Genomic DNA, 26,681 nt, shown 5'->3' with positions numbered 1-26,681 from the left:
CACCGGCTGCCATGGTCGTGCTGCTTGAGCAACTGACAAGCGACTTCCCAGGCGCCCCGGGCCGACAAGGCCCGGGGCGTCTGCCGTTTCCGGGCCCGGCGGCTCCGGGGCACCCCTTCCACCGAGGAGCCCCGCCATGACCGACGTACTCGACAAGACCGGCGCCCGCACCGACGAGGCCGCCGACGTGATCACCGGCGCCCGTGAGCGCATCGACGCACTCGACGACCGGATCATCGGCCTCGTCCAGGAACGGATGGCCGTCTCGGCGGTGATCCAGGAGGCCCGGATGACCTCCGGCGGCCGCCGGGTGAACCTCTCCCGCGAGATGGAGATCCTCGGCCACTACCGGGAGGCGCTCGGCAAGCCGGGCACCTCGCTGGCCATGACCCTCCTCGAACTGTGCCGCGGCCGGGTCTGACCGCCCACGCGACTCCGATCCCGCACGCGACAGGACGACGGGCCCCCGGCGTCCAGGGCTGACGGCCCCTTACCCGGCGTACGCACGTACGCATCGCCTCTCACCCGTACGGCGCGTGACCGGGGCGGCGCGGGCTTCGTTTCTCCTGGTGTCCGTGCCAGCCAGGGGCGGGCCCGAAAGAACCACGCGTGGCTCCGCTGGAGCGATGAGACGTACGGATCGTGCCGTGCGTCGTGGGACCTCGCTCCAGGTGGTGTGACCGGACGGCAGGGGACAGCAGCCCGGTCACTCATGGACGGTCGGCTCCGGGGACGCCCGGGGCCGCCCGGCGGAATCTGTTCAGGGATGCCGGACGGTTGCGGAGGCCGTCGCGACATCCGCACGAGCGAGAACAGCGCACAACTGAATTCGTGCCGCGGCCCCCTCGCCGCGACCACCCCGTGACCAGCGGCGCACCCCCCCCCCCGGCGCCGCCTCCAGGCACCGGCGCTGCCCTGACGTCGGTGCTGACGGAAGAAGGGCCCTTCGGACACCGTTCCGCGGGGCCCTTCGCCGTGCCCGGGCACGGACACGGCCCGGGGCGAGCGGGCGTCGGCCGCGGACGCGGTCAGGTGCGCGACACCGTGCCACAGCTGCCGGTGGTGGCACTCCCGATGTCACGGCTGCGGTCGTAGGGGTCGGTCGTCGGGCCGGTCGGCGCCGCTCCGGGGGTGCCGGTCGAGTCGAACTGCGGGTGCAGGAAGCCGTCGTAGACGTCGCAGGCCGAGTTGCCGATGTCCTCGCTGAACTCGACGATCCGCACCTTGCCGGGGGTGACCTGGAACTTCCGCGGGTCGGAGAACGCGACATCGACGACGCGCCGCACGATGGTGCGGGCGACCTCGGTGGAGTTCCCGTCGGCCGGGGTCACCGGGTAGACGAAGGTGTAGTCGGCGTGGACGACCACGGCCGCGTTCTTGCCCGCCTTGAACGTGATCCGGCCACGCGTCTTGACGACCTTCCCGACCGGGCGGGCCTCGTCGGGGTCGAACCGGCTGAAGAGCACCAGCGGATCGTGCTCGCGGTCCGGTGCGCGCAGCCACCGGTTCACGTCACGGATCATGCCGGGCACCTTGGGATCGAGGACGGCGATCGCCGCGGCGGGACGCTCCCCGCGCAGTGTCGCCGGAGCGAGATTCGCCCCGACGAGCAGTTTCTTCGTGTTGTCCAGCGCGGTCGCGACCTGCTCCTCGGTGAGCGAGCCGACCGGGGTGGCCTTCGGCAGGACGATGCCGGCCGCGCCGTCGGCCCAGCGCTCTGCGGGCGATCCGGCGAACGGCCGGTCCAGGGTGGGCGTTCCGGATGCGTCGGCGGACGGCGGCGCGGTCGGTGCCGTGGTCTCCGCGGGCAGCGGGAGGGTGTCCACGGGAGTGTCGGGCGACGTACCGAAGGGGTCACCCGGCAGCAGGGACGGCTTCATCGCGACGACCGCGACGGCGACGGCGAGCGGGATGCCGAGGATCGCCCACAGCCTCCGGCGCCGGGCGGCGCGTCCGTCCATCTCGCGCCAGGCGGGGCCGGTCCGCCAGCCCTCGGGCTGCGCGGGGCGCGGCGGGGTCCTGCGGAAGGTGCGGCGGGAGCGCTCGGCCGCCCGGGCGTCCTCCTGGCGCAGCCGCTCCGTCACCAGGCGAGCCCGCGCGGACGGCTCCTTCGGCGCGGAGCTCCGGATGTCGCGCTCGCTGTCGCGCGCGAAACGCTCCCACACATCGTCAGGAACCGCTGGGGGCCCGGCTTCTTCGGGCTGCTTCTCAGACACGAGGGTCAGTTCTAAGCCGTTCGAATGCATGTACACAAGGCGCATATGGATGTGACTCAGCCCACATAAGAATTCTGTGAAGTACCGGACAACCCTTCGCGGCCTTCGCCGGTCACACCTGCAGAACCAACGGCCACACCCGCGCCCCACAGCGGAGGCCTCAACCGCACCAACCACCCGTGCGCCTCGCGTCGACGCGCACCGGACTCCCGAGGTCTTCATGAAGATTCGCCGTGCCCTGGCCACCGCGGCCGCGACGGCTGTCATAGCCCCGCTCGCGCTGCTGTCGGTCGCCCCGGCCGCCTTCGCGGAGGAGAGCGCCACCCCGAGCGCGAGCGCCTCCCCGTCCGAGTCTCCGTCCCCGTCGGCCTCGCCGAGCTCGTCCGAGACCACCCCCGAGCCCACGGACGCCACGTCCGCCCCGGCGACGGCCACCACGCCGGGCGGCTCCGGCCCCTCCGCGTCCGCACCGGCGTCCTCCTCGGTGTCCGCGTCCGCCTCGCCGTCCTCCTCCGCCTCGCCGAGTCCGAGCGGGAGCACCCCGGCGGACATCTGCGTCGACGAGAACGGTGAGGACGTCAGCGAGCTGAGCGCCGACCTCACCAGCAGCCTGACGGGCCTGCCCCAGCGGATCGTCGCGGGCGGCGGCTGGACCGCCTTCAAGTACAACGTCTCCAACCACGGCGACCGCGCCATCGCGGACATCACCCCGCTGATCGGCGTCGCGGCCGCGGGCTGGGACGGCAGGGACTACTCGGGCAAGATCACCGTCCAGGTCCTCGACAAGGCCTCCGGTTCCTGGAAGGAGGTCGCCGGCGCGGCGGGCGAGGGCGGCACGTTCACCCCGTTCTCGCTGAACGCGGGCGCCTCCACCTCGTACCAGCTCCGGCTGAGCGTCAGCGGCAAGGTGCCGGACGCCGTCGGCATCACCGCGGGCTTCGCGCAGTACGCGGACGACGCGGGCTGCTGGATCGCGGACGACCCGAACGGCTGGATCTACGAGTTCGCGATCCTGGCCGCCGGTTCGGACGCGGGCGACCCGCCGGACTCCAAGCCGCAGACCGGTGGCGCGAAGGAGATCAAGGACGTCAAGAAGGTGGACGCCACCGGCTCGCTCGCCGAGACGGGTTCGTCCTCCGCCCTGCCGACCATCGCGCTCGCCGGCGGTATCGCCGTCGTCGCCGGTGCCGGCGCGCTGATCGTCGTCCGTCGCCGCAAGTCCGGTGACGCGACCGCGTAACACGAACGGACACCCCAGCACGCGGGCCTCGGCCCGGACACGGAGAAGGACCTGCGCCAGGAGGGGGGCGCAGGTCCTTCTTCGCGTGGTCCTTCTCCGCTCGGGCCCTCCGCGGGGCCCTGGGTGGGTGGTCCGGTCTATGCCTTCGGCGGCACCGTCGGCATGCCCAGGAACGGGAGCCGCAGCGCGCCGAACGCGTCGGCCGGGACCGCGGGCCGGGACGGCTCGACCGCCTTGAGGCGTTCGTACGCGGCTCCCGGCGCCGGACGCGGATCGGCCTCGCCCTTGTTGGGCCAGAAGGACATCGCCCGCTCGGCCTGCGCCGTGATGGTCAGGGACGGGTTGACGCCGAGGTTCGCGGAGACGGCCGAACCGTCGACGACGGAGATCCCCGGGTGGCCGTACAGCCGGTGGTACGGGTCGATGACCCCGTCCTCCGCGCCGGCGCCGATCGGGCAGCCGCCGAGGAAGTGCGCGGTGAGCGGCGTGCCCATCAGTTCGCCGACGTTGCTGCCCGCGAAGCCGTTGATCTCCTCGGCGAGAGTGGTGGCCGCCTGGGAGGCCGCCTTGATCTGCTTGGGGTTGGGGGCGCCGTGTCCCTGACGTGCCGTCAACAGCCCCTTGCCCGCGCCCTTCGGCTTCAGGTACGTCGTCAGGGAGTTGTCGAGCGACTGCATCACGAGCCCGATGATGGTGCGCTCGGACCAGCGCCGGTTGGACAGCGACCGGAGCACGAGCAGTGGGTGCCGGGCCGCGTTGGCGAACCAGCCGGCGACCCTCGACGAGCTCTCCGCGTACGGGACTTGGAGGATGGAGAGGCCGCCCATCGCATTGGATCCCCTGCCGTAACGGACGGGTTCGATGTGCGTGTTCTCGTCCGGGTGGATCGAGGAGGTGATCGCGACACCCCGGGTGAAGTCGGCCTTGGGCGTTCCGTGCAGCTTGCGGTACCGCCGGTCGTCGGTCTGCGCGCCCACCAGCGCCTCGGAGTTGGTGCGGGTCAGCTCGCCCAGCCGCTTCGACAGGTACGGGAGCTGCCCGCCCGCCTTCATCCGGTGCAGCAGGGTCTGGGTGCCGTACGTGCCGGCCGCGAGGACGACCCGGCGCGCCGTGAGCGTGCGCCCCTCCCCCTTGCGCCGTTCGTCCGTCGGGAGCGTCTGTACGGCGTACCCGCCCCGCGAGTCGTCCGTGACCGACACGACCGTCGTCATGGGGTGGACGACGGCGCCCGCCTTCTCCGCGAGGTAGAGGTAGTTCTCGTTGAGGGTGTTCTTCGCGCCGTGACGGCAGCCGGTCATGCACTCGCCGCACTCGGTGCACGCCTTGCGCGCGGGGCCCGCGCCGCCGAAGTAGGGGTCGGCGACCTCCTGGCCCGCCGTCGCCTTCGCCGCTCCGTCCGCGTCCTGCCCGTCGCCGAAGAACACGCCGACCGGCGCCAGGTGGAAGCTGTCCCCGACGCCCATCCGCTCGGCCGCCGCCTTGAGGTGGACGTCCGACGGGGTCATCGTCGGGTTGAGCCGCACGCCCAGCATGCGCCGGGCCTGGTCGTAGTACGGCTTCAGCTCCTCCTCCCAGTCGGTGATGTCCTTCCACTGCGGGTCGTCGAAGAACGGCTTCGGCGGCACGTAGAGGGTGTTGGCGTAGTTGAGGGAACCGCCGCCCACCCCGGCGCCCGCGAGGACCATCACGTTGCCCAGCAGATGGATGCGCTGGATGCCGTACATGCCGAGCCGCGGGGCCCAGAGGTAGTTCCTGATGTCCCAGGAGTTCTTGGGGAGCGCCTCACGGGTGAAGCGCCGGCCCGCTTCGAGGACACCGACGCGATACCCCTTCTCCGTGAGCCGCAGGGCGGTGACGGAGCCGCCGAAGCCGGAGCCGACGACGAGCACGTCGTAGTCGTACGTTCCCTCGCCGGTGTCCGCTGCCGCGTCCGGCTGTTCCTGGACAGAGCTCTCCTGTGACACGTGCTGCTCTCCTCGTCGAGAACGGTTGGGACCGGGCGGGCGGGACGGGGCCTACCGGAGGCGGAACGCCTTCATGACCTTCAGGCTCCGGCTCATGAACGCCGCGTACTTCTCGTCGTCCATGCCGAGGGACGGGGCCATCGGCAGCAGGCGCTGCTGGGCGACGGTCTGCGCCTCGGTGTACTTGAGGATGCCCTCGGAGCCGTGCCGGCGGCCGAGGCCGGAGTCCTTCATGCCGCCCATCGGCGACTGGACGCTGCCGTACGCGGGCGCGTACCCCTCGTTGACGTTCACCGTGCCGGTGCGCAGCCGGGCCGCGACGGCGCGGCCACGCCGGCCGTCCTTCGTCCAGACGGACGAATTGAGCCCGTACGGAGTGGCGTTGGCGAGTTCGACGACCTCGTCCTCGGTCGAGAAGCGGTAGAGGGAGACGACGGGCCCGAAGGTCTCCTCGGCGCAGACGGCCATCGGCGCCTCCACCCCGTCGAGGATGGTGGGCTCGAAGAAGTAGGGGCCGATGTCGGGGCGGGCGACACCGCCGGCGAGGACCGTGGCGCCCTTGGCGACGGCCTCCTCGACGTGTCGCGTCACGGTCTCCAGCTGGCGTTCGCCGACCAGCGACCCCATGTCCGCCCCGTACGCGAGGGACGTGCCGAGCCGCATGGCCCTGGTGCGGGCGGCGAACCGCTCCGCGAACGCGTCGGCGACCGACTCGTGGACGTACAACCGCTCGATGGAGATGCAGAGTTGGCCGGCCGAGGAGAAGCAGGCGCGGACGGCGCCCGCGGCGGCCTTGTCGATGTCGGCGTCCTCCAGGACCACCATCGCGTTCTTGCCGCCGAGTTCGAGGGAGACCCCGACGAGCCGGGCGGCGGCGCCCTGGGCGACCTCGCGGCCGGTGCGGGTGGAGCCGGTGAACGAGACGTAGTCGGCGTGCCGGACGACCTCGGGTCCGACGACGGGCCCGTCCCCGAGGACGACCTGGAACACCTCGGCGGGCAGCCCGGCCTCGACGAGCAGGTCACGCGCCCACAGGGCGGTCAGGCAGGTCTCGGTGTCGGGCTTCATGACGACCGCGTTGCCCCCGACGAAGGCGGGCAGCGCGTCGCCGACCGACAGCTCCAGCGGGTAGTTCCAGGGCGCGATCTGCCCGACGACACCGCGCGGGTGGCGCAGTTCGGTGACCTTGGTGAGGGTGGGGACGGCGCCGGTGTGCCGCTTCGGGCGCAGATAGGCGGGCGCCTTGCGGCCGTAGTGCCGGGCGGCGACCACGACGGCCTGGACCTCTTCGTGCGCGTGCAGCCGGGCCTTGCCCGTCTCCAGCTGGATGAGGTCCAGCACCTCGGCCTGGCGGGCGAGCACGAGGTCGTGGAAGCGCAGCAGGACGGCGGCGCGCTGCCGGACGGGGGTGGCACCCCAGGCGACCTGGGCGGCGCGGGCCCGCTCGAAGGCCTTCTCCACGTCCTCGGGGGTGGACTCGGGCAGGTCGGCCAGCTTCTCGCCGGTGAACGGCGTGTGGTTGGCGGTCCGTCCGGACCCGACGACTCCCTTGGTGAGCTGCGCGACCAGCTCGGGGGTCACGACGTCCGCCGCGGTGCGCGCGCCGGAGGGGGCGGGGGCGAGGGGGTTGGTGCCGACGGGTGCCGTCTTGACGCCGGCCTCGTCCGGGGCGGCGGCGACCGGGACCGCCGCGGCGTCCGGCGTCTCGGCGGTCCGCGTCTGGGCGTCCGGCGTCTCGGCGGCCGCTGCCGGCGCCGCGTCGGGTGCCTCGGCGGCGGGGGCCGGATCCGTGTCGGGCAGCGCGGTGGCTCCGGCTGCCGCGTCGGCGGCGGCCGTCTCGTCGGTGCCGGTCTTTTCCGTGGCCTGCTCCGCGGCCTGCGAGTCCGTCATGAGCGGCAGGGTATGCCCGCTCGCCCCCTTTGGGTACCCGTCGGTAACGTCCTTTCACCGACCACTCACACACCGCCAGCGATCACTGGCAGCAAATACGCTGATCAGGGCGTTGTCGGTACGGCGATCGCCGGTGCCGCAGTTTTTCGCTCACAGCTTGTCCACGTCCAGGTTCGCGATGGCCTGCCGGGCGACCTCGCGTCCGCGATCGGTGAAGTCGCCCTTGCCCGGGTAGCTGACCGTGAGCTTGTACATGTCGCCGGCCGCCGACTTGTAGTAGAAGAGCCGCAGCTCGCGCGGGCGCGGGTTCTCGCTGTCGGTGGTCTTGTACGTCAGCGTGTTCTCGGCGGACTTCCTGCCCCGGTAGGTCGTGTCGCCCTCGGTCTTCGAATGCGGCCCCTCGGGCATGCTCAGGCTGTACTCGCCGCTCTGCTTGAAGTCGCCGTTGTCGGCGTACATCTCGGCCGCCGCGGAGTCCTTGATCTCCTTGTTCGCGTCCTCCGACTTCTTCGCGAGGGTCAGCCCGATCCAGATGCTGCCGCTCCAGTCGGTGTACGTGACCCAGTGCGTCTTGTCCGAGGACCGGTCCGGCGTGGACTGCTGGTAGTCGGCCGGCACCGCCAGCGTCGCGGCGACGTCCGTCACGTGATGCCTGCTCCAGCCGTCGGGCAGCGGTCCGGCGAACGGGTCGGCGATCACCAGGTACGCCGCCAGCGCGAGGGCGACGACCGCCGCGCCCACGCCGATCAGCGCCTTGCGGCCGAGCCGGACGGTGAGGCCGCCGGTCCCGGCCGGCCCCGTCGGGCTCGCGACGGTGACCACCTGCGTCGGCGCCGGGGCAGGAGGCCGGGCCGCCTCCTCCAGGAGACGCCGGACCCGGTCCGCGCCGGGGCGGTGCGAGGGGTCCTTGGCGAGCAGGCCGTTGATCACCTCGGCGAGCGGGCCCGCGGCCGAGGCGGGCGCCGTCGGCGTGGAGTTGAGGACCGACTGGAGCGTGGCGGGCGTGTTGCTGCGACGGAACGGCGAGACGCCCTCGGTCGCCGTGTAGAGCACCACGCCGAGCGACCAGAGGTCGGAGGCGGGGCCCGGCCGCTGCCCCAGCACCCGCTCCGGAGCGATGTACTCGGGCGAGCCGACGAAGCCGCCGGTGTCGGTGAGGCTGGTCTCGCCCTCGATCTGGGCGATCCCGAAGTCGGTGAGCACGACCCGGTCGTGCCGGCCGAGGAGCACGTTGTCGGGCTTGACGTCCCGGTGCAGGACGCCCGCCGCGTGCGCCGCCTCCAGCGCACCGAGCACCTCCAGGCCGATCCGGGCGGCCTCGCGGACGCCGAGGGTGCCCTCCTGGAGGGCGTCACCGAGCGACCGGCCGCGCACCAGCTCCATGACGATCCAGGGCCGGCCGTCCACGACCGCGACATCGTGGACACTCACGACGGCCGGGTGGTCGAGCCGTGCCGCGGCGCGCGCCTCGCGCCGCATCCGCTCGTACACATTGGCGCGTTCACGCTCGGGAAGATGGTCCGGGACGCGCGGTTCCTTGACGGCGACCTCGCGGTCCACGGTCTCGTCCTTGGCGCGCCACACCGTGCCCATGCCGCCGTGGCCGAGCTTGGAGAGCAGCCGGTAGCGGCCGGCGATGAGCCGCCCGGCGCCCGGGTCCTGCACGGGCGGCGCCGGACGCGCCTCCTGCTCCGGCTGCGCCTGCTCCGGGACGACCCGGGTCGGCGTGGCGTACGGATTGCCCGGGTACGGGACGGCGGCCTGCGCCTCCGGCCGGTGTCCCGGCGCGGCGGCCCGTGGTGGTTGCAGACCGAAACTCGTCGGTTCTTCGCCCCCGTGAGGGACTCCCCCGTTGTCGCTCATGGGTCATCTCTATCGCGGCGGGGCCGTCGGTATCCAGCCCTGTCGCCCGCCGGTCACAGACCCGTGACGCGCACCATCCCTTATCTCCCGTTCATGCCGGAATGCGTGAACTGCTCTTCCGCGAACGCCTGTTCAGGACCGGGCCGTCACGTGCGGGCGAAGGTGTCCACGGCCACGTCGAAGTACTCCTTCGCCTCCGTCAGCCGGCCGACCGGCGCCGACACCCACACGTCGTACATCCGGTCGCCCTCCTCCCAGCACAGGTCGTAGGTGTGCCGGGCACCCTCCGCCGCGGTGAAGCCGTCCCAGGTGAACTCCCAGAGGGCGGCGGGGTGCCCGCCGCGCGTGGTCCGGGTGACGCGGCCGTCGCGGTAGCCCGGGTTGGTGGAGGACCCCTTGTCCGCCGCCCGGCGCATCACACCGAGCGGGCCGCCCGACGCGGGTTCGGACACCTTGACGCCGAGACGGAAGACCTGCCCGGGTGACATGTAGAAGACCCGCTCGCCCTGCGGGTCCCGGGTGAAGTCCTCGGGCACGGCCAGCGCGAAGCCGTACGGATCGGACGCCAGGCGGTATCCGGAGGGTGGCGCGGGACGGGAGCCGGTGGCGGTCGCGGGTTCGCGGCCGGTGACCGTGGGGGCGGCGCTGGCGGGCGACGCCGGACGGGTACCGGACGCCGAAGGGCCCTCGCCCGGGGAGCGGGTCGTACTGCCGGGCGCGCTCGACGAGGGCGGCGGGCCGTTCCCGTCACCACCGTCGTGCATCAGCAGGGCCGCCGCCGAAACTCCCGCCCCGGCCATCGCGGCGACCAGCGCGGCGGCGACCAGCAGACCCCGCGCGGACTGTTTGGGCGGGTGTTCCTCCGTCGTACCGGAAGAGGGCGACGGCCTGGGCGCCGGCCGGTGCAGCGGATTGTCCCGCCGGGTGGGCGTGTACGGGGCGGACCATCGCGGGGTGCGGCCGGTGTCACGGAAGGCCCGCAGCAGCCGCTCCGCCTCGGCCGCGTCGATCCGCCGCTCCGGGTCGCGCTCCAACAGGCCCCGCACGACGGGCAGCAGGGGCGTGGCCTGCGCCGGGGGACGGATCTCGTCGACGACGACCGCGTGCAGGATGCCGCCCAGCGAGTCACGGCGGAAGGGGGACGCGCCGCTCAGCAGCGTGCACAGCAGCGCACCCAGCGACCACAGGTCGGACTCGGGTCCGGTCCTCGCCCCCGCCATCCGCTCCGGCGCGGTGTACTCGGGCGAGCCGACGAACGCGCCGGTCTCGGTGAGCGTCGTGGCGCCCGCGACCTGGGCGATCCCGAAGTCGGTGAGGACGACTCGGTCGGTGCCGGCCTCGACGAGGACGTTGGCGGGCTTGAGGTCGCGGTGCAGGACACCGGCCTCGTGCGCTCGGCGCAGCGCCCCGAGCAGGTCGATGCCGATGCGGGCGGCCTCGCGGGCGTCGACGGGACCGCGCGCCGAGATCCGCTCGGCGAGCGAACCGCCGTCGATCAACTCCATGACGATGTACGGGCGTTCGTCGTCCACGACGACGTCGTGGACGACGATGATGTGCGGGTGGTGCAGCTGTGCCACGGCTCGCGCCTCGCGCAGGGTGCGGTCACGCTGGAGGCGGGTCTCCTCGGCGGAGAGCGAGTCGTCGAGGACCAGTTCCTTCACGGCGACCTGACGGCCGAGCAGGTGGTCGGTGGCGCGCCAGACGACGCCCATGCCGCCCCGGCCGATTCTCGCCTCCAGCCGGTAACGGCCCGCGATCAAACGGACGTTCTCCCCCTCGGTCCCCATGGGCCCCATGATGCACCAACGGACGGAGACCCTCCGGAGCGGTGTCGTCGCCGTGGGTGTTATCCGGCCTCGGACCAACTGCGCAGGACCGCGCCGAACTGCTGACGCGTCACGATCCAGTCCTCCAGCGGCGAGGACATGTAGATCGCGTACTCGACGCCCTTGCGGGAGATGTAGGTCTCCTCGATCGCGCGGCGCAGTCCCGGGAAGTCGGTCTTGCCCTCCTCGGCGGTCCAGGTGAAGTCCCAGAGGGAGCCGCGGCAGTCCCGGAAGGTGTTGGCCCCGGGACCGTCGCTCGTGTAGTTCTTCAGCTTCTTCAGCTGCTGCTGCAGGTCGAGCTGATGGCGGTACGGGTCGTCGAAGTCCGGTGACTCGTCGATGGCGATCCGGACGAAGTGCTGGCCGCCGTCGGGGCTGTAGTCGATCTGGGAGCCGTTGACCGTGCGCTCCCAGTCCTTGCCGGGCAGGGCGAGGCGGAAGCCCAGGGGGTCCTTCACCCGCACCCACCCCTTGGGCAGGCTGTCGGCGGGCGCCTTGGACGCGCTGTCCGAGGGCGTCGGCGTCGGCTTGTCGCCGGTGCCCTTGCTGCCCCCCGTCGAGACGGACGAGGTGTCGTGCCGCCAGTCGTCCGCGTACCGCATGACCACGGCACCGCCGCCCCCGACCACCGCGGCCAGGACCAGGACGAGCGCGACGGTACGGCCGCGCCGCCGCCTCCCCGGCACCGGACCACCGGGCGCGGGCAGCGGCTGGTACGCGGTCCCGGCGGGACCTGCCCCTCCGGTGGACGGTCCATAGGGCCCGCCCCCGTAGGACGGGGCGCCGTGGGTTCCGCCCCCGTGAGTACCGTTCCCGCCGGGCCCGTTCCCCCGGACGGCGTTCGGGTCGACGCGCGTGTCCGTGTGCTGGGCCGTCGGTACGTGGGCCTGCGCCGTCCGCGGGCGGCGGCCCTCGGCGGCCTCGGCGAGCATCTCCTCGGCCTCCGCGGGACCGGGCCTGGCCTCCGGTTCCTTGCTGAGCAGCGCGGTGATGACCGGCTCCAGCGCACCCGCGTTCCGCGGCGGCTCGGGGTCCTCGTCGACGACGGCCTGCATCGTGGTCAGCGGGGAGGTGCGCCGGAACGGCGAACGTCCCTCCACCGCCGTGTACAGCGTGGCCCCGAGGGCCCACAGGTCGGAGGACGGGCCGGGATCGTGGCCGCGCACCCGCTCGGGCGCGAGGTAGTCGACGGACCCGACGATCTCGCCGGTGCGCGTGATGGTCGTGTCGCCCTCGACCTGCGCGATCCCGAAGTCGGTGAGCAGCACACGCCGGTCGGGCGACAGCAGGACGTTTCCCGGCTTCACGTCGCGGTGCAGCACACCGGCCGCGTGCGCGGCGCGCAGCCCGCGCAGCACCCACAGCCCGATCCGCGCCGCCTCGGCCGGTTCGATCCTGCCGCGGTCCTTGACCTCGTCGGCCAGCGAGTTGCCCTCGACCAGCTCCATGACGATCCAGGGCCGGTTGTCGTGTTCCAGCACGTCGTGAATGGTGACGACGGCCGAGTGGTTGATCCGGGCCGCGGCCCGCGCCTCGGCGTGGGTACGGGCGAGCAGCCGGGCGCGATCGCCCTCGGCTGCGTACAGCGCGGCGGTCAGCTCTTTGACCGCGACCGTGCGGTGCAGCACCTCATCGTGCGCACGCCACACCCGGCCCATGCCACCGCTGCCGATGGAGTCCACAAGCCGGTAGCGGCCCGCAAGGAGCAGGCCCTGCATCTGATTCACGTTTCCCCGCAATGGTCTTGACAGGGTCAGACTAAAGATCGGTCACCGCGCAGGGAACAAGCGGGGTCGTACGGAGACAGCACTGTGACGGTTCTCCCTTCCGTGTAGGGGAGGGAACCGTTCGGTGTTCGGCCGTCCTCAGCTGCCCGAACGCGGCCCCACGCGGTCCGGAACCGTGCCGGACGGTCAGGGAGCCTGCTCAGCCGGTGACTTGATAGGTGGCGGAAGCCTGCTCGTAGAGCCGCGTCACCTCGTCGCGTTCGGCTTCCGGGCCGCGCAGCTGCACCACGTGGTAGTGCCCGCCGGTAATGATCGCGAGGTTGCGCACATAGAGCGAACGTCCCGCCGAGTCCTGCCAGGTGAACTGACCCTCGGCCATCACCCGGCCGCCCACGTCGATGCGCCGCATCCCGCTGGACGTGGCCCACGTCGAGTCGCGGAAGGGCTGCAACTCCTTCTCGCTCTCCCGCTGGTACGTCATCGGGTCGCTGCCGTAGGTGCTCGTGCTGTCCCGGCCCGGGACGACGATCAGCTCGAAGTCCCCGTGGGAGTAGACGACCTGACCGCGTCCGTTCTTCGGCGTGCGGTCCCAGCCGCTCGCGACGGCGACCCGGAATCCCGCGGGGTCCTTGCGAAGCGTGAAGCCCTGTGCGACATCGGGATCGCCGGCGCTGCCACCGGACGTCGAACTCGCCTTCCCCGACGGGCTCTTGTCGGCGGACGGCGAGGTCTGGTCGGGCCGCGGCTCGCTGCTCGCGTCGGTGCCGCCACCGGTGTCGGGGGCGGGGCTGACCTGCCCGACGGCACCGGTGCCCTGGTCGTCCGTGCCGCCTTCACCGGCCTTGGGCAGGAAGACCATCGCGTACGCGACCGCCGCGACCAGCAGGAGCAGCACCAGGAGGACCAGGTTGCGCCCCAGGCTCCGGGGCTTGCCGGAGCCCTCCCGCCTGCCGCGCCTGTGCCGGGCGTGCGGGCTCGTCGCGGGAAGTCCGGCGCGGCGCCTGCGGACCAGCTCGCCCCGACGCCGGACGATCGGCAGCCGGCTCGGGTCGACGGGCGGCGCGGCCACGACGTGCGCCCCTGCCTCGGGTTCCGGCGCGGAGCGCACCAGCGACCGCAGCCAGCCGCGCAGCTCTTCGAAGTCCAGCCGCTCGGTGGGGTCCTGACGCAGCAGCGACTCGACGACGGGACGCAGCGGGCCGCACTCCTCGGCGAAGGCGGGCGGCTCGGCACACACCAGCTGGACCAGCTCGGCCGTGTTCTCCTCCGGGTAGGGCGCATGGCCCTGTACGGCGCGGAAGAGCAGGGCGCCCAGTGCCCACAGGTCGGTGGCGGGGCCGATGGGGGCCGCCAGCTGCCAGTTCTCGTGGACGGGGCCGGCCTGTTCCGGTGCCCAGCGTTCGGTGACCGGCCCGACCACGGCCATCCGGGCCTGCCGTGCCCGCTCGGCGGCGAGCGCGGTGGCGGGACCGCGGCGCGGCGGCGCACCGGCGACCAGTTCGCCCCATCCACCGCTCGCACCCTGGGTGCCGTGCGAGGCGGGAGCGGCGAGCTGAGGGGCACCGGGAGCGCGGGTGCGGTCCGGAACCGGCGCGGCCGGCGAGGTGCCGGGCACCCCGGTGTGGCCCGCGTCCGGGTAACCGCGCTGCTGCCCCGGGATCTGGGTGGCGCGGAGGCCGCCGGGACCGTGACTGTTGTCGGGAACCCAGCCCTCGGGGGCCCGGTTGCCCTGCGTTCTTCCGCTGTCCGGCGCGCCGGCGGGCCCGGGCGCACCGGGACGGCCGCCGTACTCCGTGGCGGAGCGCTGCTGCTGCGCCGGACCCAACGCGGGGTTGCGGTGTCCCGTGGCTCCCGGGCCCGGCCGGCCCGCCGTTCCACCCGGAAGCGTGGGCCGCCCTTGGCCGCCGTCCCCGCCGGGGCCTCGCGCGGAGCGCGGCTGCGCGCCGTGCCAGCCGGCGCCGCCGACTCCGTACGGGTCGGCTATCTGGCCGGGGGGCGCGCTGGGCGGACGCTGTTGTCCACCCTGGGCGGGCAGTTGGGGAACGCCGTACGCCTGGGTCTGCTGCGGGTCGGCCGCGGAGCCGTACCCCGGGGCCTGCTGGGGGTCGGCCGCCGGGTCGTACCCCTGGCCGTACGGCGAGGGACCGGCGCCGTACTGCCCCGGCTGAAGCGGTTGCCCGTACGGGCCCTGCTGCGGGTACTGCCCGTGCGACTCGGTCTCCTGGGCCTGCTCGCCGCCGGCCCCGGGCCGGGGCGCCGGGAGGGCGAGCGGATCGCCCCGCTGCTCCTCCTGCACGCGGGCGGCGGCTCGCGCTCCCGCGCGGTACGCGGCGATGGCTCCCGCGCGCGCCGCACGGATGTCGCCCCCGGGACCGTCCGCCCGGCCGCCCGCCCCGGGCGTCTCGACCGGTTCGCCGGGTCCCGGCCGCGGGCCTCCCGGACGGGCGGGGCCGCCCGCTTCGAGAGCGCGCGGGCCGCGGGCCGGTGCTCCTGGCGTGGGCTCGCCCGGTACGGGCGTGCCCTGCTCGGCACGGGCCTCGATGGCCGCGCGCCGGGCCTCTTCCGCGTCGGCGCCCGAGGTGGCCGCGACGGCGACCCCGTGCGCGGTGCCGCCTCCGAATCCGATCCCGCCCGCGGGACCGTGGCCGCGCGGGCCGGTCTGGTCGCCGGTGCCCCGCTGCGCCCCCGGGCCGGTCCGGCCGCCGGGCCCCGGCTGCCCCGCGAAGCCTCGGCGGGCGACGGTCTCGGTGCCCGTCCCGGCCCCGGGGCCGGGCTCAGCTCCGAGGTCGTCCTCGCGGACCGGAACCGGGTCGTACCCGCACAGCGCCTCCTCGGCCGCACCCGCCGCGAGTCCGGTCAGCAGCACGCGGCCGTCGTCGCAGACGAGGACCGTGCGCGCGGTGATGTTCCGGTGCACCCAGCCGTGCGCGTGCAGGACCCGCAGTGCGGTCAGGACGTCGGAGGCGACCTCAGCGGCTCGGTACGGGCTGAGGGGCTTCTCGGCGAGCAGGGCCGCCAGCGACCTCGCGGGCACCAACTCGCTGACTATCCACAGCGACCCGCCTTCGGCGAACACGTCGAAGACCTGGTCGAGCCGGGGGTGGTCGGGAATCTGCGCGGCGGCCTGGGCGGCCTCGATCGCACGCCGCACGGCCGGTTCGGCGGGCCGGCGCGTGGTGCGCGCGGACGCCCGCCGGGCCCCGCCGTCCCGCGCGACGAAACCCTCGGGCAGGCCGTCCGCGTCGAGCATCTCGGCCTCGACGACCTCCGGCAACGGCACCTGCCGCACCAGGACTTCCTGCCCGCTGTAGGTGTCGAAGGCTCGGCTCTCGGCGAGTTCGTACTCGTCGGACGGCGGCAGTGGCAGGCGGTACCGGTCCGCGAGTACGCGTCCCGCGTATTCGTCCACGATGCCTCCCCCAGCCGACCGGTCGGTCAATTCCGTTCGCCCTGCGTCCCGTTACGGCTTCGTACGGTCCGCAACCACTCACGATACGTGCCCGAGGCAACCCGCAGAGCGGTGATGCGAGATCTCAGGCCGTCCATCCGTGGCGGAACGTCACCTCGGCGAGCGGTACGTCACGACTTCGGCCGGAACGTCTGACTCAGCGTCTTCCACGTCTCCTTGCGCAGCGTGCTGTCCCAGGCGGAGGCCTTCGCCGTGTACATCAACGCGTACCCCTGATGCGCGTTCACAACGAAACCTCGGTCTATCGACCGGTACTTGGTGCCGCCGTCCACGTGGGTGAACTCCCAGTCGGCCGCGTTCCAGCCGCGGTAGTCCACCTTCTCTATGCGCAGGCGCGTGTACTGGGGGCGCGTCATGTAGCGCTCCTGGTTGCGCCAGTCCGCGACCGGGTCGTCCTTGGGTGTCGTCGTCCAGCCGACGAGGAGCCGCTGCCCGTCGGGCCCGGAGAACCGCGCCCCGGCGGAGTCCGCCGACTGGTACTTCCAGCCCTTCGGCAGCCCGATCGAGAACCCCTGACTGCTCCTGTACGTCGACTCCGCGGTGGAGCCCGAGCCCTTGTCGTCGCCGCCCGAACCCTCGGAGGCGCCGGCGCTCGGATCCGACGAGGTGCCCGAGGACTCCTTCGAACCCGAACCGGAGCCCGAAGAGTCGCCCTTGTCGGTGTGCTCGGAGCCCTTGTCGTCCTTGTCGTCGTTCTTGGTGCCGGAGTCCTTGTCGCTGCCGGCGCTCGCCCCGCTGGACGCGGTCGGCGCGGCACCGCCCTTGTTGTCCTCGGTACCGCTGTCGTCCCCGCCGCCGAGAGTGAGGGCGAGGACGGTGCCGAGCACCGCCAGCGCCACCACGAGGGCGATGACCACCAGCGTGCGGCGCGGCACGACGTCCGTCAGCGACGCCTTCGGCACCGGCCGCGGCCGCCGCTCGGGGGCCGCCGGCCATCCGGACCCGGAGGTGCTCCGCGTGGCGGCACCCGCCGCACCGGCTTCCCCGGCCGAACTGGAGTTCACCGACGAACCGTCACGACCGGTGTCCTCGGACGTGCCCGACTCCGCGGGCCCCGGCAGCCCCTCGGACCGAGACGCCACGGAGGCGTCAGCGGCCGCGGCCCCACCGGACGCGGCGCCGGCGCTCCCGCCCGTGCCCTTTGCCTTGTCCTTTTCCTTGCCCTGGTCAGCCGTCCCGGCCGCGCTCCGCGCACCGGAGATCTCCGCGGACCCGCCCGGGGCTTTCGCACGCGTCGTCGCCGCGGCGGTGGCGGCTCCGGCGGCCGAAGCCGCCTTGCGCACCGAACGCAGCGCCCCGCGCAACCGCTCGGACGCCTCCTCGCCCTTCCGGGCTCCGGAGCCCGTACCGCTGCCCGAACTCCGGCGTCCCAGGCCCTCCTCAGGAACCGGCGGCAGGGTCACGACCTTCGTCGCGTCCAACGGCTCCGGCTCGGCGGCCTTCGGCTCGGGCTCGCGCAGCACCTCGTTCAGCAGGGCGCGGGCGCCCGCGTCGTCGAGCCGCTGCTCGGGGTCCTTGGCGAGCAGACCGTAGATCACGCTCTCCAGCGGGCCCGCGTTCTTCGGCTGCTCCACCGGCTCCGTCATCACGGCGGTGAGCGTCGCGATCGCGGAACCCTTGTCGTACGGCGGCACGCCTTCCACCGACGCGTACAGCAGTCCGCCCAGCGACCACAGGTCGGCCGCGGGGCCCGGCTTGTGACCGCGCGCCCGCTCGGGCGAGATGTAGGAGGGGGCTCCGACGAGCATGCCGGTCGAGGTGATGGACGGGTCGCCCTCCACCTGCGCGATGCCGAAGTCGGTGAGCACGACGCGGCCGTCGTCGGACATCAGCACGTTCGACGGCTTCACGTCCCGGTGCAGGATGCCCTGGCGGTGCGCCGCGCGCAGCACGTCGAGGATGGCGAGACCCACCTCGGCGGCGCGCTTCGGCGTGAGCACCCCGTCCTCACGGATGGCCTCGGCGAGGGACTTGCCCTCGATGAGCTCCATCACGATCCACGGCCTGTTGTCCTCGTCGACGACGTCGAAGACGGTGACCGCGCCCGTGTTCCGGATCCGCGCGATCGCCTTGGCCTCCCGCAGCGTGCGCGTGATGAGCCGGCGCTTCTCCTCGTCGTCGATGCTCGACGGGAACCGCAGCTCCTTCACGGCGACCGTGCGGCCCAGGGTCTCGTCCTGCGCGCGCCACACCGTGCCCATGCCGCCGCGGCCGAGAACATCCCCCAGCCGGTACCGCCCGGCGAGGAGACGTTCGCTCTTGTCCTGACGGGATGCTCCCGCCCGCTCCGCCTCCGACATGCGTCCCCTCATGCAACCCGCCCTGACAGAGCCTTCATTGTCCCTCACCCGACAAGTGCCCGACGCCCTGGGGGGCCCTGGAACCGCAACAGCTCAGCCAGTGAGACGACGGGCCCCCGCCAACGCCCCCACAACGGTCGCACCCCACCCAGAGCGCCCGTCCGGCCCCCGGAGCCCCGCACACGCTCCCCACCTGGCCTCCCGCACAAAAACGTCCCCCGTGCCGGGCCGCGCCAAGGAGACCGCCGCCGATACCGCAGCCCCGGACACCTCGGACACTCGTGGCGATACCCGTGACCCCGGCCCTCCTCGGCATGGCCCAAACCGGCCTGCTGGAAACGGTCATCGCCGCCTCGCGGGGCCCCGCCACCCGGCCTCGGACACCGCGCTCACCCGCCTGGTGGCCCACGAAGGCGCTCCGGGCGCCGCGCTGCTCGCCGCCGAGGGGCCGAACGCCCGCTTCGCGAACGCGGGTGTCGGCATCGCCCGCTCCGACCCCTTCCGCCCGGGAAGCGTCACCAAGAGGTTCGTCGCGCCGGTCGTCCCGCAACTCGCCGCCGGACACCGGCTGTCCCTGTCCGACTCCGTGGACGACCGTCCGCCCGGTCTGGTGCGCGGCGCGGGCGACGACGGCCGCCGCACCACGGCGCGCCCTGCTCCGCCACATCGGCGGCCTGTACGACTTCACCTCGGACACCGGGGGCACCGTCCCCCTGACACCGCTTCAGTCCGCACGCATCGCGCTCCCCCATCCCCCCACCGGCCTCGGCCGTTTCGCCTGCTCGAACACCAACTACGTCCTGCTCGGCAGGGTCGTCGAGCAGGACACCGGCCGCTCGTACGCCGCCGAGGCCGAGCGACGCATCATCACCCCCCTCCGCCCGACCGGCGCCTCCTTCCCGGGCGCCCATGCCTCCCTGCCCCCGCCGCACGGCCGCGCGTACACCGCGGACGGTCCCGACGTCACCGAGCTCGACCCGCGCGGGGCCGGCGCGGCGGGTGAACACGGGCGGGGTCACGGACCGGCACTCGAACCGGCCGTGCTCGCCGCCGAGTTCTGTCCCCGCACCCCGTAGAACGGCCGGGCCCCGGGCGAAGATCCCAGCTCACGGCATCCTTTCGAGTGACAGCAGCGGGGAACCGGCGGCCGGTGGCGGTGCGAGCACGGGTGAGGGGCGACCCCGTCCGGAGCCGCCCCTCACCCACCGCACCGCGCCGGTCAGAACGACACGATCTCCGGCGCTCCGAGCCGCGCCGCGTCCGCCGTCAGGTCGTCCGGCTGACGCTGGGACTCCCGCTCGGCCTCGACACGCTTCTGGTAGTGCTCGACCTCGCGCTCGATCTGGTCCTTGTCCCATCCGAGGACCGGCGCCATCAACTCGGCGGCCTCGCGGGCGCTGCGGGTGCCGCGGTCGAACGTCTCGATGGAGATGCGGGTGCGCCGGGTCAGCACGTCGTCGAGGTGACGGGCGCCCTCGTGGGAGGCGGCGTAGACGATCTCGGCCCGGAGGTAGTCCTCGGCGGCCGGCAGCGGTTCGCCGAGCGTCGGGTCCGCCACGATGAGGTCCAGGAGTTCCTCGGCGAGCGAGCCGTAGCGGTTCAACAGGTGCTCCACGCGCACCACATGGAGGCCGGTGCGGGCCGCGATGCGCGCTCGCGCGTTCCACAGCGCGTGGTATCCCTCGGCGCCCACCAGCGGGGTCTCCTCGGTGACGCATTCGGCGACGCGCTGGTCCAGCCCGTGCACCGCCTCGTCCACGGCGTCCTTGGCCATCACGCGGTAGGTCGTGTACTTGCCGCCCGCCACCACGACGAGCCCCGGCACCGGGTGGGCCACGGTGTGCTCGCGCGACAGCTTGCTGGTGGCGTCGGACTCCCCGGCCAGCAGCGGCCGGAGCCCGGCGTACACCCCTTCGACGTCGTCGCGGGTGAGGGGGACGGAGAGCACCGAGTTCACGTGTTCCAGCAAATAGTCGATGTCGGCGCTGGACGCCGCCGGGTGCGCCTTGTCGAGGTCCCAGTCGGTGTCGGTGGTGCCGATGATCCAATGGCGGCCCCAGGGGATCACGAAGAGCACGGACTTCTCGGTGCGCAGGATCAGTCCCGTGGAGGAGTTGATCCGGTCCTTCGGCACGACCAGGTGGATGCCCTTGGACGCGCGGACGTGGAACTGGCCGCGCTCCCCGACCAGCGCCTGGGTGTCGTCGGTCCACACCCCCGTGGCGTTGACGACCTGCTTGGCGCGGATCTCGTACTCACCGCCGCCCTCGACGTCGCGCACCCTCGCGCCGACGACCCGCTCGCCCTCGCGGAGGAAGCCGGTGACCCGGGCGCGGTTGGCGACCTTCGCGCCGTACGCCGCGGCCGTGCGCACCAGGGTCGCCACATAGCGGGCGTCGTCCATCTGGGCGTCGTAGTACTGGAGGGCGCCGACCAGGGCGTCCTTCTTCAGGGCCGGAGCGACGCGCAGGGCGCGGCTGCGGGAGAGGTGACGGTGGGTGGGCAGGCCGCGTCCGTGGCCGCGGGCCATCGACATCGCGTCGTAGAGCGCGACGCCCGAACCCGCGTACAGGCGCTCCCAGCCCTTGTGCTGAAGGGGGTACAGGAACGGGACGGGCTTCACGAGGTGCGGCGCCAGCCGTTCGAGCAGCAGGCCGCGCTCCTTCAGCGCCTCACGCACCAGCGCGAAGTCGAGCATCTCCAGATAGCGCAGTCCTCCGTGGATCAGCTTGCTGGACCTGCTCGACGTCCCGGAGGCCCAGTCACGCGCCTCGACCAGGCCGGTGGAGAGGCCGCGTGTCACGGCGTCCAGAGCGGTGCCCGCGCCGACCACACCCGCGCCCACCACCAGCACGTCCAGCTCCCGCTCGGCCATTCCCGCCAGTGACTCGGCTCGCTCCGCCGGCCCCAGTGTCGCTGTCCTCACCGCTGCCTCCCGCTGTTGTCGCGCTGGCCGCACTGCCGGACGACGCCCGGCTCACATCCCCACCTGCCCAAGTCTGACCGTCTTGCCCCTCCTCGGCCACCGTCCATCCTCAGCCTGTGGACAACACTCGGCGACTCGCAGGGAATCTTGGGCGGACAATCCCGCAAATCGGTCATATTTACTCCTAGTCTGACATTGCTCTCGCCCATCCTGTCCACAGGGCTTGCGCACCTGTCCCGCTTCGGTTACTGGGAAGGACGGCCCACTCCATGCCCGCAGACCTCGCCGTCATCGGACTCGGTCATCTCGGCCTGCCCCTGGCCCAGGCCGCGGTCACCGCCGGCATCTCCACGGTCGGCTACAAAACGGGGCCGGAGAGCGGCTCCCTCACCCCCGCGGAACTGCGCCGGATGCTCTCGGGGGGCTTCCGGACGACCGCGAACCCGGCCGAGCTGGGCCGCGTCCGCACCGCCGTGATCTGCGCGCCGACCCCCCGGGGCGCGGACGGCACCCTCGATCTCACCCAGGTGGAGACGGCGGCCCGCACCCTCGCCGCCCGACTGCGGCCGCACACCACGGTGATCATGGAATCGGCCGTGCACCCCGGCACCACGGAGGACTTCCTCCGCCCGCTCCTCGAATCCGGCTCCGGACTGCGCGCGGGACGCGACTTCCACCTCGCCTACTCGCCCAGCCGGGTCGACCCCGGCAACCGCGACTTCACCCCGGCCGGCACCCCCAAGGTCATCGGCGGCCTCACACCGGCATGCACGGAGTCGGCGGCCGCCTTCTACGGGCGCCTCACCGACAAGGTCGTCCGCGCGCGTGGCCCCCGCGAGGCGGAGACCGTGCAGGTCCTGGAGACCAACTTCCGGCACGTGAACATCGCCCTCGTCAACGAGATGGCCGTCCTCTGCAACGACCTCGGCGTCGACCTGTGGGACGTCATCCGCTGCGCGGAGACCAAGCCGTTCGGCTTCCAGGCGTTCCGGCCCGGGCCCGGCGTCGGCGGACACGGCATCCCCCAGGACCTCGCGGGACACTCGGGCCGTCCCCTGCGGATGGTCGAACTGGCCCAACAGGTCAACAGCCACATGCCGCAGTACGTCATCCAGCGCGCCGCCACCCTGCTCAACGAGCACGGCAAATCCGCCCGCGCCGCGCGCGTACTCCTCCTCGGCGTCACCTACAAGGCGGACATCGCCGACCAACAGGGCTCCCCCGCCCACGAGATCGCCGTGCGCCTGATGGAACTCGGCGCCTCCGTCAGCTACCACGACCCGCACGTCCCCGCCTGGAGCGTCCTCGGCCGGCCCGTGCCCCGCGCGGACTCCCTCTACGAGGCCGCGGCCGACGCCGACCTGACGATCCTGCTGCAGCAGCACCGCACGTACGACCTGCAGGGACTGTCCGTGAAGGCCCAACTCCTCCTGGACACAAGGGGAGCGACCCCGACCGGCGCGGCACACCGGCTCTGACCCCGGACATTCCCCTCACGGATTGTCACTCCCGCCTGCTAATCTGCGGCAGCTCTCGCACACAAGTACGCCCACGTCCCGGGCGTCCCGCACGCGTGCGCGAACGCTTCCCGCGCACCACACAGGTGTGCTCGTATCCCTGGGGGGGATCCCACATGAGCCAGACCACGCCGCCGCCCGGTCCGCCGGTCGACGACAACCCGTACGCCGGCCAGTCCGCCGCGCCGGTCGAGAACAACCCGTACGCCGGTCAGCCCGCCCAGCCGGCCGCGCCGCAGCCGGGCTTCCCGCAGCAGGCAGGTCCGCAGGGCGCGCCCCAGCCGGGCTTCCCGGTCGCGCCCGTCGCCCCGGCCGTGCCGGTGCGCAACAACCTGGTGCTCGGCGTCGTCGCCGCCCTCGGCGCCGGTGTGATCTCCGCGATCCTGTACGGCCTCATCATCGGCGCCACCAAGCACGAGATCGGCTACGCCGCGGTCGGCGTCGGCTTCCTGGTCGGCATCGCCGCGGGCCGCCTCGGAGGCCGCAACCAGACCCTGCCGGTCGTCAGCGTCATCGTCTCGGTCGCGTCCATCTACCTCGGCCAGCTGATCGGCGAGGCCATGATCGGCGCCAAGCAGTTCGGTGTCGGCTTCAGCGAGGTCTTCTTCGACCACTTCGACGTGGTCCAGGAAGCCTGGAAGGCCGAGGCCGACCCGCTGACCTTCGTCTTCTTCGCGATCGCGGCCTACGTGGCGTTCCAGAGCACGCGCAAGGCCGGGCTCTGAGGATGCCCGGCCAGGTGTTCCTGATGGGCGCCTGACACGGTCCGAGCACACGAGAAGGGCCCGACCACCGTCCGGTGGTCGGGCCCTTCTCGATACGGCGTGCGAGCGGCAGAACTACCGCTTGTGCTGCGAGTCCGCGACCGTCACCTCGACGCGCTGGAACTCCTTGAGCTCGCTGTAGCCCGTGGTCGCCATCGCGCGGCGGAGGGCGCCGAAGATGTTCATCGAGCCGTCCGGGATGAGCGACGGACCGGTGAGGATCTCCTCGATGGTGCCGACGGTGCCGAGGTCGACCTTCTTGCCGCGCGGCAGCTCCTCGTTCACCGCCTCCATGCCCCAGTGGTGGCCGCGGCCCGGCGCGTCGGTGGCGCGCGCGAGCGGGGAACCCATCATCACCGAGTCGGCGCCGCACGCGATCGCCTTGGGGAGGTCGCCGGACCAGCCGACACCGCCGTCGGCGATGACGTGCACGTAGCGGCCGCCGGACTCGTCCATGTAGTCGCGGCGGGCCGCGGCGACGTCGGCGACCGCGGTGGCCATCGGGACCTGGATGCCCAGGACGTTGCGCGTGGTGTGCGCGGCGCCGCCGCCGAAGCCGACGAGGACACCGGCCGCGCCGGTGCGCATCAGGTGCAGGGCCGCGGTGTACGTGGCACAGCCGCCGACGATCACCGGGACGTCCAGCTCGTAGATGAACTGCTTCAGGTTCAGCGGCTCGGCGGCACCGGAGACGTGCTCGGCGGACACCGTCGTGCCGCGGATGACGAAGATGTCCACGCCCGCGTCGACGACGGCCTTGGAGAACTGCGCGGTCCGCTGCGGGGACAGCGCGGCGGCGGTGACGACCCCGGAGTCGCGCACCTCCTTGATGCGCTGCCCGATCAGCTCCTCCTTGATGGGAGCCGCGTAGATCTCCTGGAGGCGGCGTGTCGCGGTGTCCGCGTCCAGCTCGGCGATCTCGTCGAGCAGCGGCTGCGGGTCGTCGTACCGCGTCCAGAGGCCTTCCAGGTTCAGGACGCCCAGGCCGCCCAGCTCTCCGATACGGATCGCGGTGGCCGGGGAGACGACCGAGTCCATCGGGGCCGCCAGGAAGGGCAGGTCGAAGCGGTAGGCGTCGATCTGCCAGGTGATCGAGACCTCCTTCGGGTCCCGCGTACGGCGGCTCGGGACGACGGCGATGTCGTCGAAGGCGTACGCCCGGCGGCCGCGCTTGCCGCGCCCGATCTCGATCTCAGTCACGTTGTGGCCTTTCCCTCTTCGCTTCTGCGCTCCCCAGTATCCCCGACGCCCACGACAAGGGCGGCCCCGGAACCTTCCGGAGCCGCCCTGTCGGGGTGCCACGCACGCGTGGCGCCCGTCGATCGCTGGTGCGCGCCTACTTGTTGCGGCTGTAGTTCGGCGCCTCGACCGTCATCTGGATGTCGTGCGGGTGGCTCTCCTTGAGACCCGCCGAGGTGATGCGGACGAAGCGGCCACGGTCCTGGAGCTCGGGCACGGTGCGACCGCCGACGTAGAACATCGACTGGCGCAGACCGCCGACGAGCTGGTGGACGACCGCGGAGAGCGGGCCCCGGTAGGGCACCTGACCCTCGATGCCCTCGGGGACGAGCTTCTCGTCGGAGGCGACACCCTCCTGGAAGTAGCGGTCCTTGGAGAAGGAGCGCTGCTCGCCACGGGTCTGCATGGCACCCAGGGAACCCATGCCGCGGTACGACTTGAACTGCTTGCCGTTGATGAAGAGCAGCTCGCCCGGCGACTCCTCGCAGCCCGCGAGCAGCGAGCCGAGCATCACCGTGTCGGCGCCCGCGACCAGGGCCTTGGCGATGTCGCCGGAGTACTGGAGGCCACCGTCGCCGATGACCGGGACGCCGGCCTCCTTGGCGGCGAGCGATGCCTCGTAGATCGCCGTGACCTGCGGGACGCCGATGCCGGCGACGACGCGGGTCGTGCAGATGGAGCCCGGGCCGACACCGACCTTGATGCCGTCGACGCCCGCGTCGATGAGCGCCTGCGCGCCCTCGCGGGTGGCGATGTTGCCGCCGATGACGTCGACGCCGGAGGAGTTCGACTTGATCTTGGCGACCATGTCGCCGACCAGCCGGGAGTGGCCGTGCGCGGTGTCGACCACGATGAAGTCGACGCCGGCCTCGATCAGGGCCTGGGCGCGCTCGAACGCGTCGCCCGCCACGCCGACGGCCGCGCCGACCAGCAGGCGCCCCTCGCCGTCCTTGGCCGCGTTCGGGTACTTCTCCGCCTTGACGAAGTCCTTGACGGTGATGAGGCCCTTGAGGACGCCCGCGTCGTCGACGAGCGGAAGCTTCTCGATCTTGTGACGGCGCAGCAGCTGCATCGCGTCGTTGCCCGAGATGCCGACCTTGCCGGTGACGAGCGGCATGGGCGTCATGACCTCGCGCACCTGGCGCGAACGGTCGGTCTCGAAGGCCATGTCGCGGTTGGTCACGATGCCCAGCAGCTTGCCGCCGCCGTCGGTGACCGGCACGCCCGAGATGCGGAACTTGGCGCAGATCGCGTCGGCCTCGGTGAGCGTGGCGTCCGGGTGCACGGTGATCGGGTCGGTCACCATGCCGGACTCGGAACGCTTCACGAGGTCGACCTGGTTGGCCTGGTCCTCGATGGAGAGGTTGCGGTGCAGAACACCGACGCCGCCCTGGCGGGCCATCGCGATCGCCATGCGCGACTCGGTGACCTTGTCCATGGCGGCGGACAGCAGCGGGATGTTGACCCGGACGTTCTTCGAGATGTGCGAGGCGGTGTCGATCTGGTCGGGCGCCATGTCCGACGAGCCCGGCAGCAGCAGCACGTCGTCGTAGGTCAGCCCGAGTGTCGCGAATTTGGCGGGCACTCCGTCGACGTTGGCAGTCATGACACCTTCCCCAAATGGCCTTGATCGGTGCGGATGTCCATGCTAACGGGAAGCACGGCTCTCTCATTCCACGGTTCCGGGTCAGCACCGGCTTCGTATGTTCGTACGGGTATTCCGTCATCCGTGTTCAG

General features: G+C 72.6%; 16 protein-coding genes. 5 read left to right on the top strand and 11 right to left on the bottom strand.

Annotated elements, in window-relative coordinates:
• Nucleotides 1-136 precede the first annotated feature (136 nt).
• Entirely contained in the window at nucleotides 137-421 is a 285-nt protein-coding gene (locus B0675_RS12950) for a chorismate mutase (RefSeq protein WP_081218947.1), read from the top strand.
• A 607-nt stretch (nucleotides 422-1,028) separates the two neighbouring features.
• On the opposite strand, the gene B0675_RS12945 is transcribed toward B0675_RS12950, so the two are convergent.
• Nucleotides 1,029-2,216: a hypothetical protein gene (locus B0675_RS12945; RefSeq protein ID WP_107482616.1), complete on the bottom strand. Its 1,188-nt coding sequence runs from the start codon at nucleotides 2,214-2,216 to the stop codon at nucleotides 1,029-1,031.
• A 220-nt stretch (nucleotides 2,217-2,436) separates the two neighbouring features.
• Between B0675_RS12945 and B0675_RS12940 the strand changes: the two genes are divergently transcribed.
• On the top strand, nucleotides 2,437-3,456 hold the full coding sequence (locus B0675_RS12940) for an LAETG motif-containing sortase-dependent surface protein (RefSeq protein ID WP_081218946.1): 1,020 nt from the start codon (nucleotides 2,437-2,439) through the stop codon (nucleotides 3,454-3,456).
• Nucleotides 3,457-3,593: 137 nt separating this feature from the next.
• Here B0675_RS12940 and B0675_RS12935 read toward each other — a convergent pair whose 3' ends face one another.
• From B0675_RS12935 to B0675_RS12905, 7 genes are all read right to left on the bottom strand, one after another.
• Entirely contained in the window at nucleotides 3,594-5,345 is a 1,752-nt protein-coding gene (locus tag B0675_RS12935; RefSeq protein ID WP_081221755.1) for a GMC family oxidoreductase, read from the bottom strand.
• Nucleotides 5,346-5,471: 126 nt separating this feature from the next.
• The gene (locus B0675_RS12930) at nucleotides 5,472-7,310 is read right to left on the bottom strand and encodes a succinic semialdehyde dehydrogenase (protein WP_241539770.1); all 1,839 of its coding nucleotides are present in this window, start codon (nucleotides 7,308-7,310) and stop codon (nucleotides 5,472-5,474) included.
• 150 nt (nucleotides 7,311-7,460) lie between these two features.
• Complete coding sequence (locus B0675_RS12925; RefSeq protein ID WP_081218945.1) at nucleotides 7,461-9,173, bottom strand: serine/threonine-protein kinase; 1,713 nt, start codon at nucleotides 9,171-9,173, stop codon at nucleotides 7,461-7,463.
• Between the two features lie 146 nt (nucleotides 9,174-9,319).
• Entirely contained in the window at nucleotides 9,320-10,963 is a 1,644-nt protein-coding gene (locus B0675_RS12920) for a serine/threonine-protein kinase (protein ID WP_081218944.1), read from the bottom strand.
• A 59-nt stretch (nucleotides 10,964-11,022) separates the two neighbouring features.
• Nucleotides 11,023-12,720, bottom strand: a complete 1,698-nt coding sequence (locus tag B0675_RS12915; protein WP_081218943.1) for a serine/threonine-protein kinase — start codon at nucleotides 12,718-12,720, stop codon at nucleotides 11,023-11,025.
• A 208-nt stretch (nucleotides 12,721-12,928) separates the two neighbouring features.
• On the bottom strand, nucleotides 12,929-16,138 hold the full coding sequence (locus B0675_RS12910; protein WP_081218942.1) for a protein kinase: 3,210 nt from the start codon (nucleotides 16,136-16,138) through the stop codon (nucleotides 12,929-12,931).
• A gap of 170 nt (nucleotides 16,139-16,308) precedes the next feature.
• The gene (locus tag B0675_RS12905; RefSeq protein WP_081218941.1) at nucleotides 16,309-18,498 is read right to left on the bottom strand and encodes a serine/threonine-protein kinase; all 2,190 of its coding nucleotides are present in this window, start codon (nucleotides 18,496-18,498) and stop codon (nucleotides 16,309-16,311) included.
• A gap of 473 nt (nucleotides 18,499-18,971) precedes the next feature.
• Between B0675_RS12905 and B0675_RS12900 the strand changes: the two genes are divergently transcribed.
• On the top strand, nucleotides 18,972-19,574 hold the full coding sequence (locus B0675_RS12900; protein ID WP_347108719.1) for a serine hydrolase: 603 nt from the start codon (nucleotides 18,972-18,974) through the stop codon (nucleotides 19,572-19,574).
• A gap of 143 nt (nucleotides 19,575-19,717) precedes the next feature.
• On the opposite strand, the gene B0675_RS12895 is transcribed toward B0675_RS12900, so the two are convergent.
• Entirely contained in the window at nucleotides 19,718-21,424 is a 1,707-nt protein-coding gene (locus tag B0675_RS12895; protein WP_081218940.1) for a glycerol-3-phosphate dehydrogenase/oxidase, read from the bottom strand.
• Nucleotides 21,425-21,693: 269 nt separating this feature from the next.
• On the opposite strand from B0675_RS12895, the gene B0675_RS12890 reads away from it, so the two are divergent.
• Together B0675_RS12890 and B0675_RS12885 are read left to right on the top strand one after the other, a co-directional pair.
• Entirely contained in the window at nucleotides 21,694-22,902 is a 1,209-nt protein-coding gene (locus tag B0675_RS12890) for a nucleotide sugar dehydrogenase (protein WP_081218939.1), read from the top strand.
• A gap of 155 nt (nucleotides 22,903-23,057) precedes the next feature.
• Nucleotides 23,058-23,666, top strand: a complete 609-nt coding sequence (locus B0675_RS12885; protein WP_081218938.1) for a hypothetical protein — start codon at nucleotides 23,058-23,060, stop codon at nucleotides 23,664-23,666.
• A gap of 114 nt (nucleotides 23,667-23,780) precedes the next feature.
• On the opposite strand, the gene B0675_RS12880 is transcribed toward B0675_RS12885, so the two are convergent.
• Together B0675_RS12880 and guaB are read right to left on the bottom strand one after the other, a co-directional pair.
• A complete protein-coding gene (locus tag B0675_RS12880; protein ID WP_081218937.1) occupies nucleotides 23,781-24,905 on the bottom strand; it encodes a GuaB3 family IMP dehydrogenase-related protein in 1,125 nt (374 codons plus the stop codon).
• A gap of 136 nt (nucleotides 24,906-25,041) precedes the next feature.
• Nucleotides 25,042-26,550 carry an IMP dehydrogenase gene (guaB, locus tag B0675_RS12875; RefSeq protein ID WP_081218936.1) on the bottom strand — a complete coding sequence of 503 codons (1,509 nt, stop codon included), beginning with the start codon at nucleotides 26,548-26,550 and terminating at the stop codon, nucleotides 25,042-25,044.
• Between the last annotated feature and the right edge of the window lie 131 nt (nucleotides 26,551-26,681).

It is taken from the genome of Streptomyces sp. M41(2017), from assembly GCF_002078175.1.
Taxonomy (GTDB): Bacteria; Actinomycetota; Actinomycetes; order Streptomycetales; family Streptomycetaceae; genus Streptomyces.
This window is presented reverse-complemented; position numbering and strand designations above follow the sequence as displayed.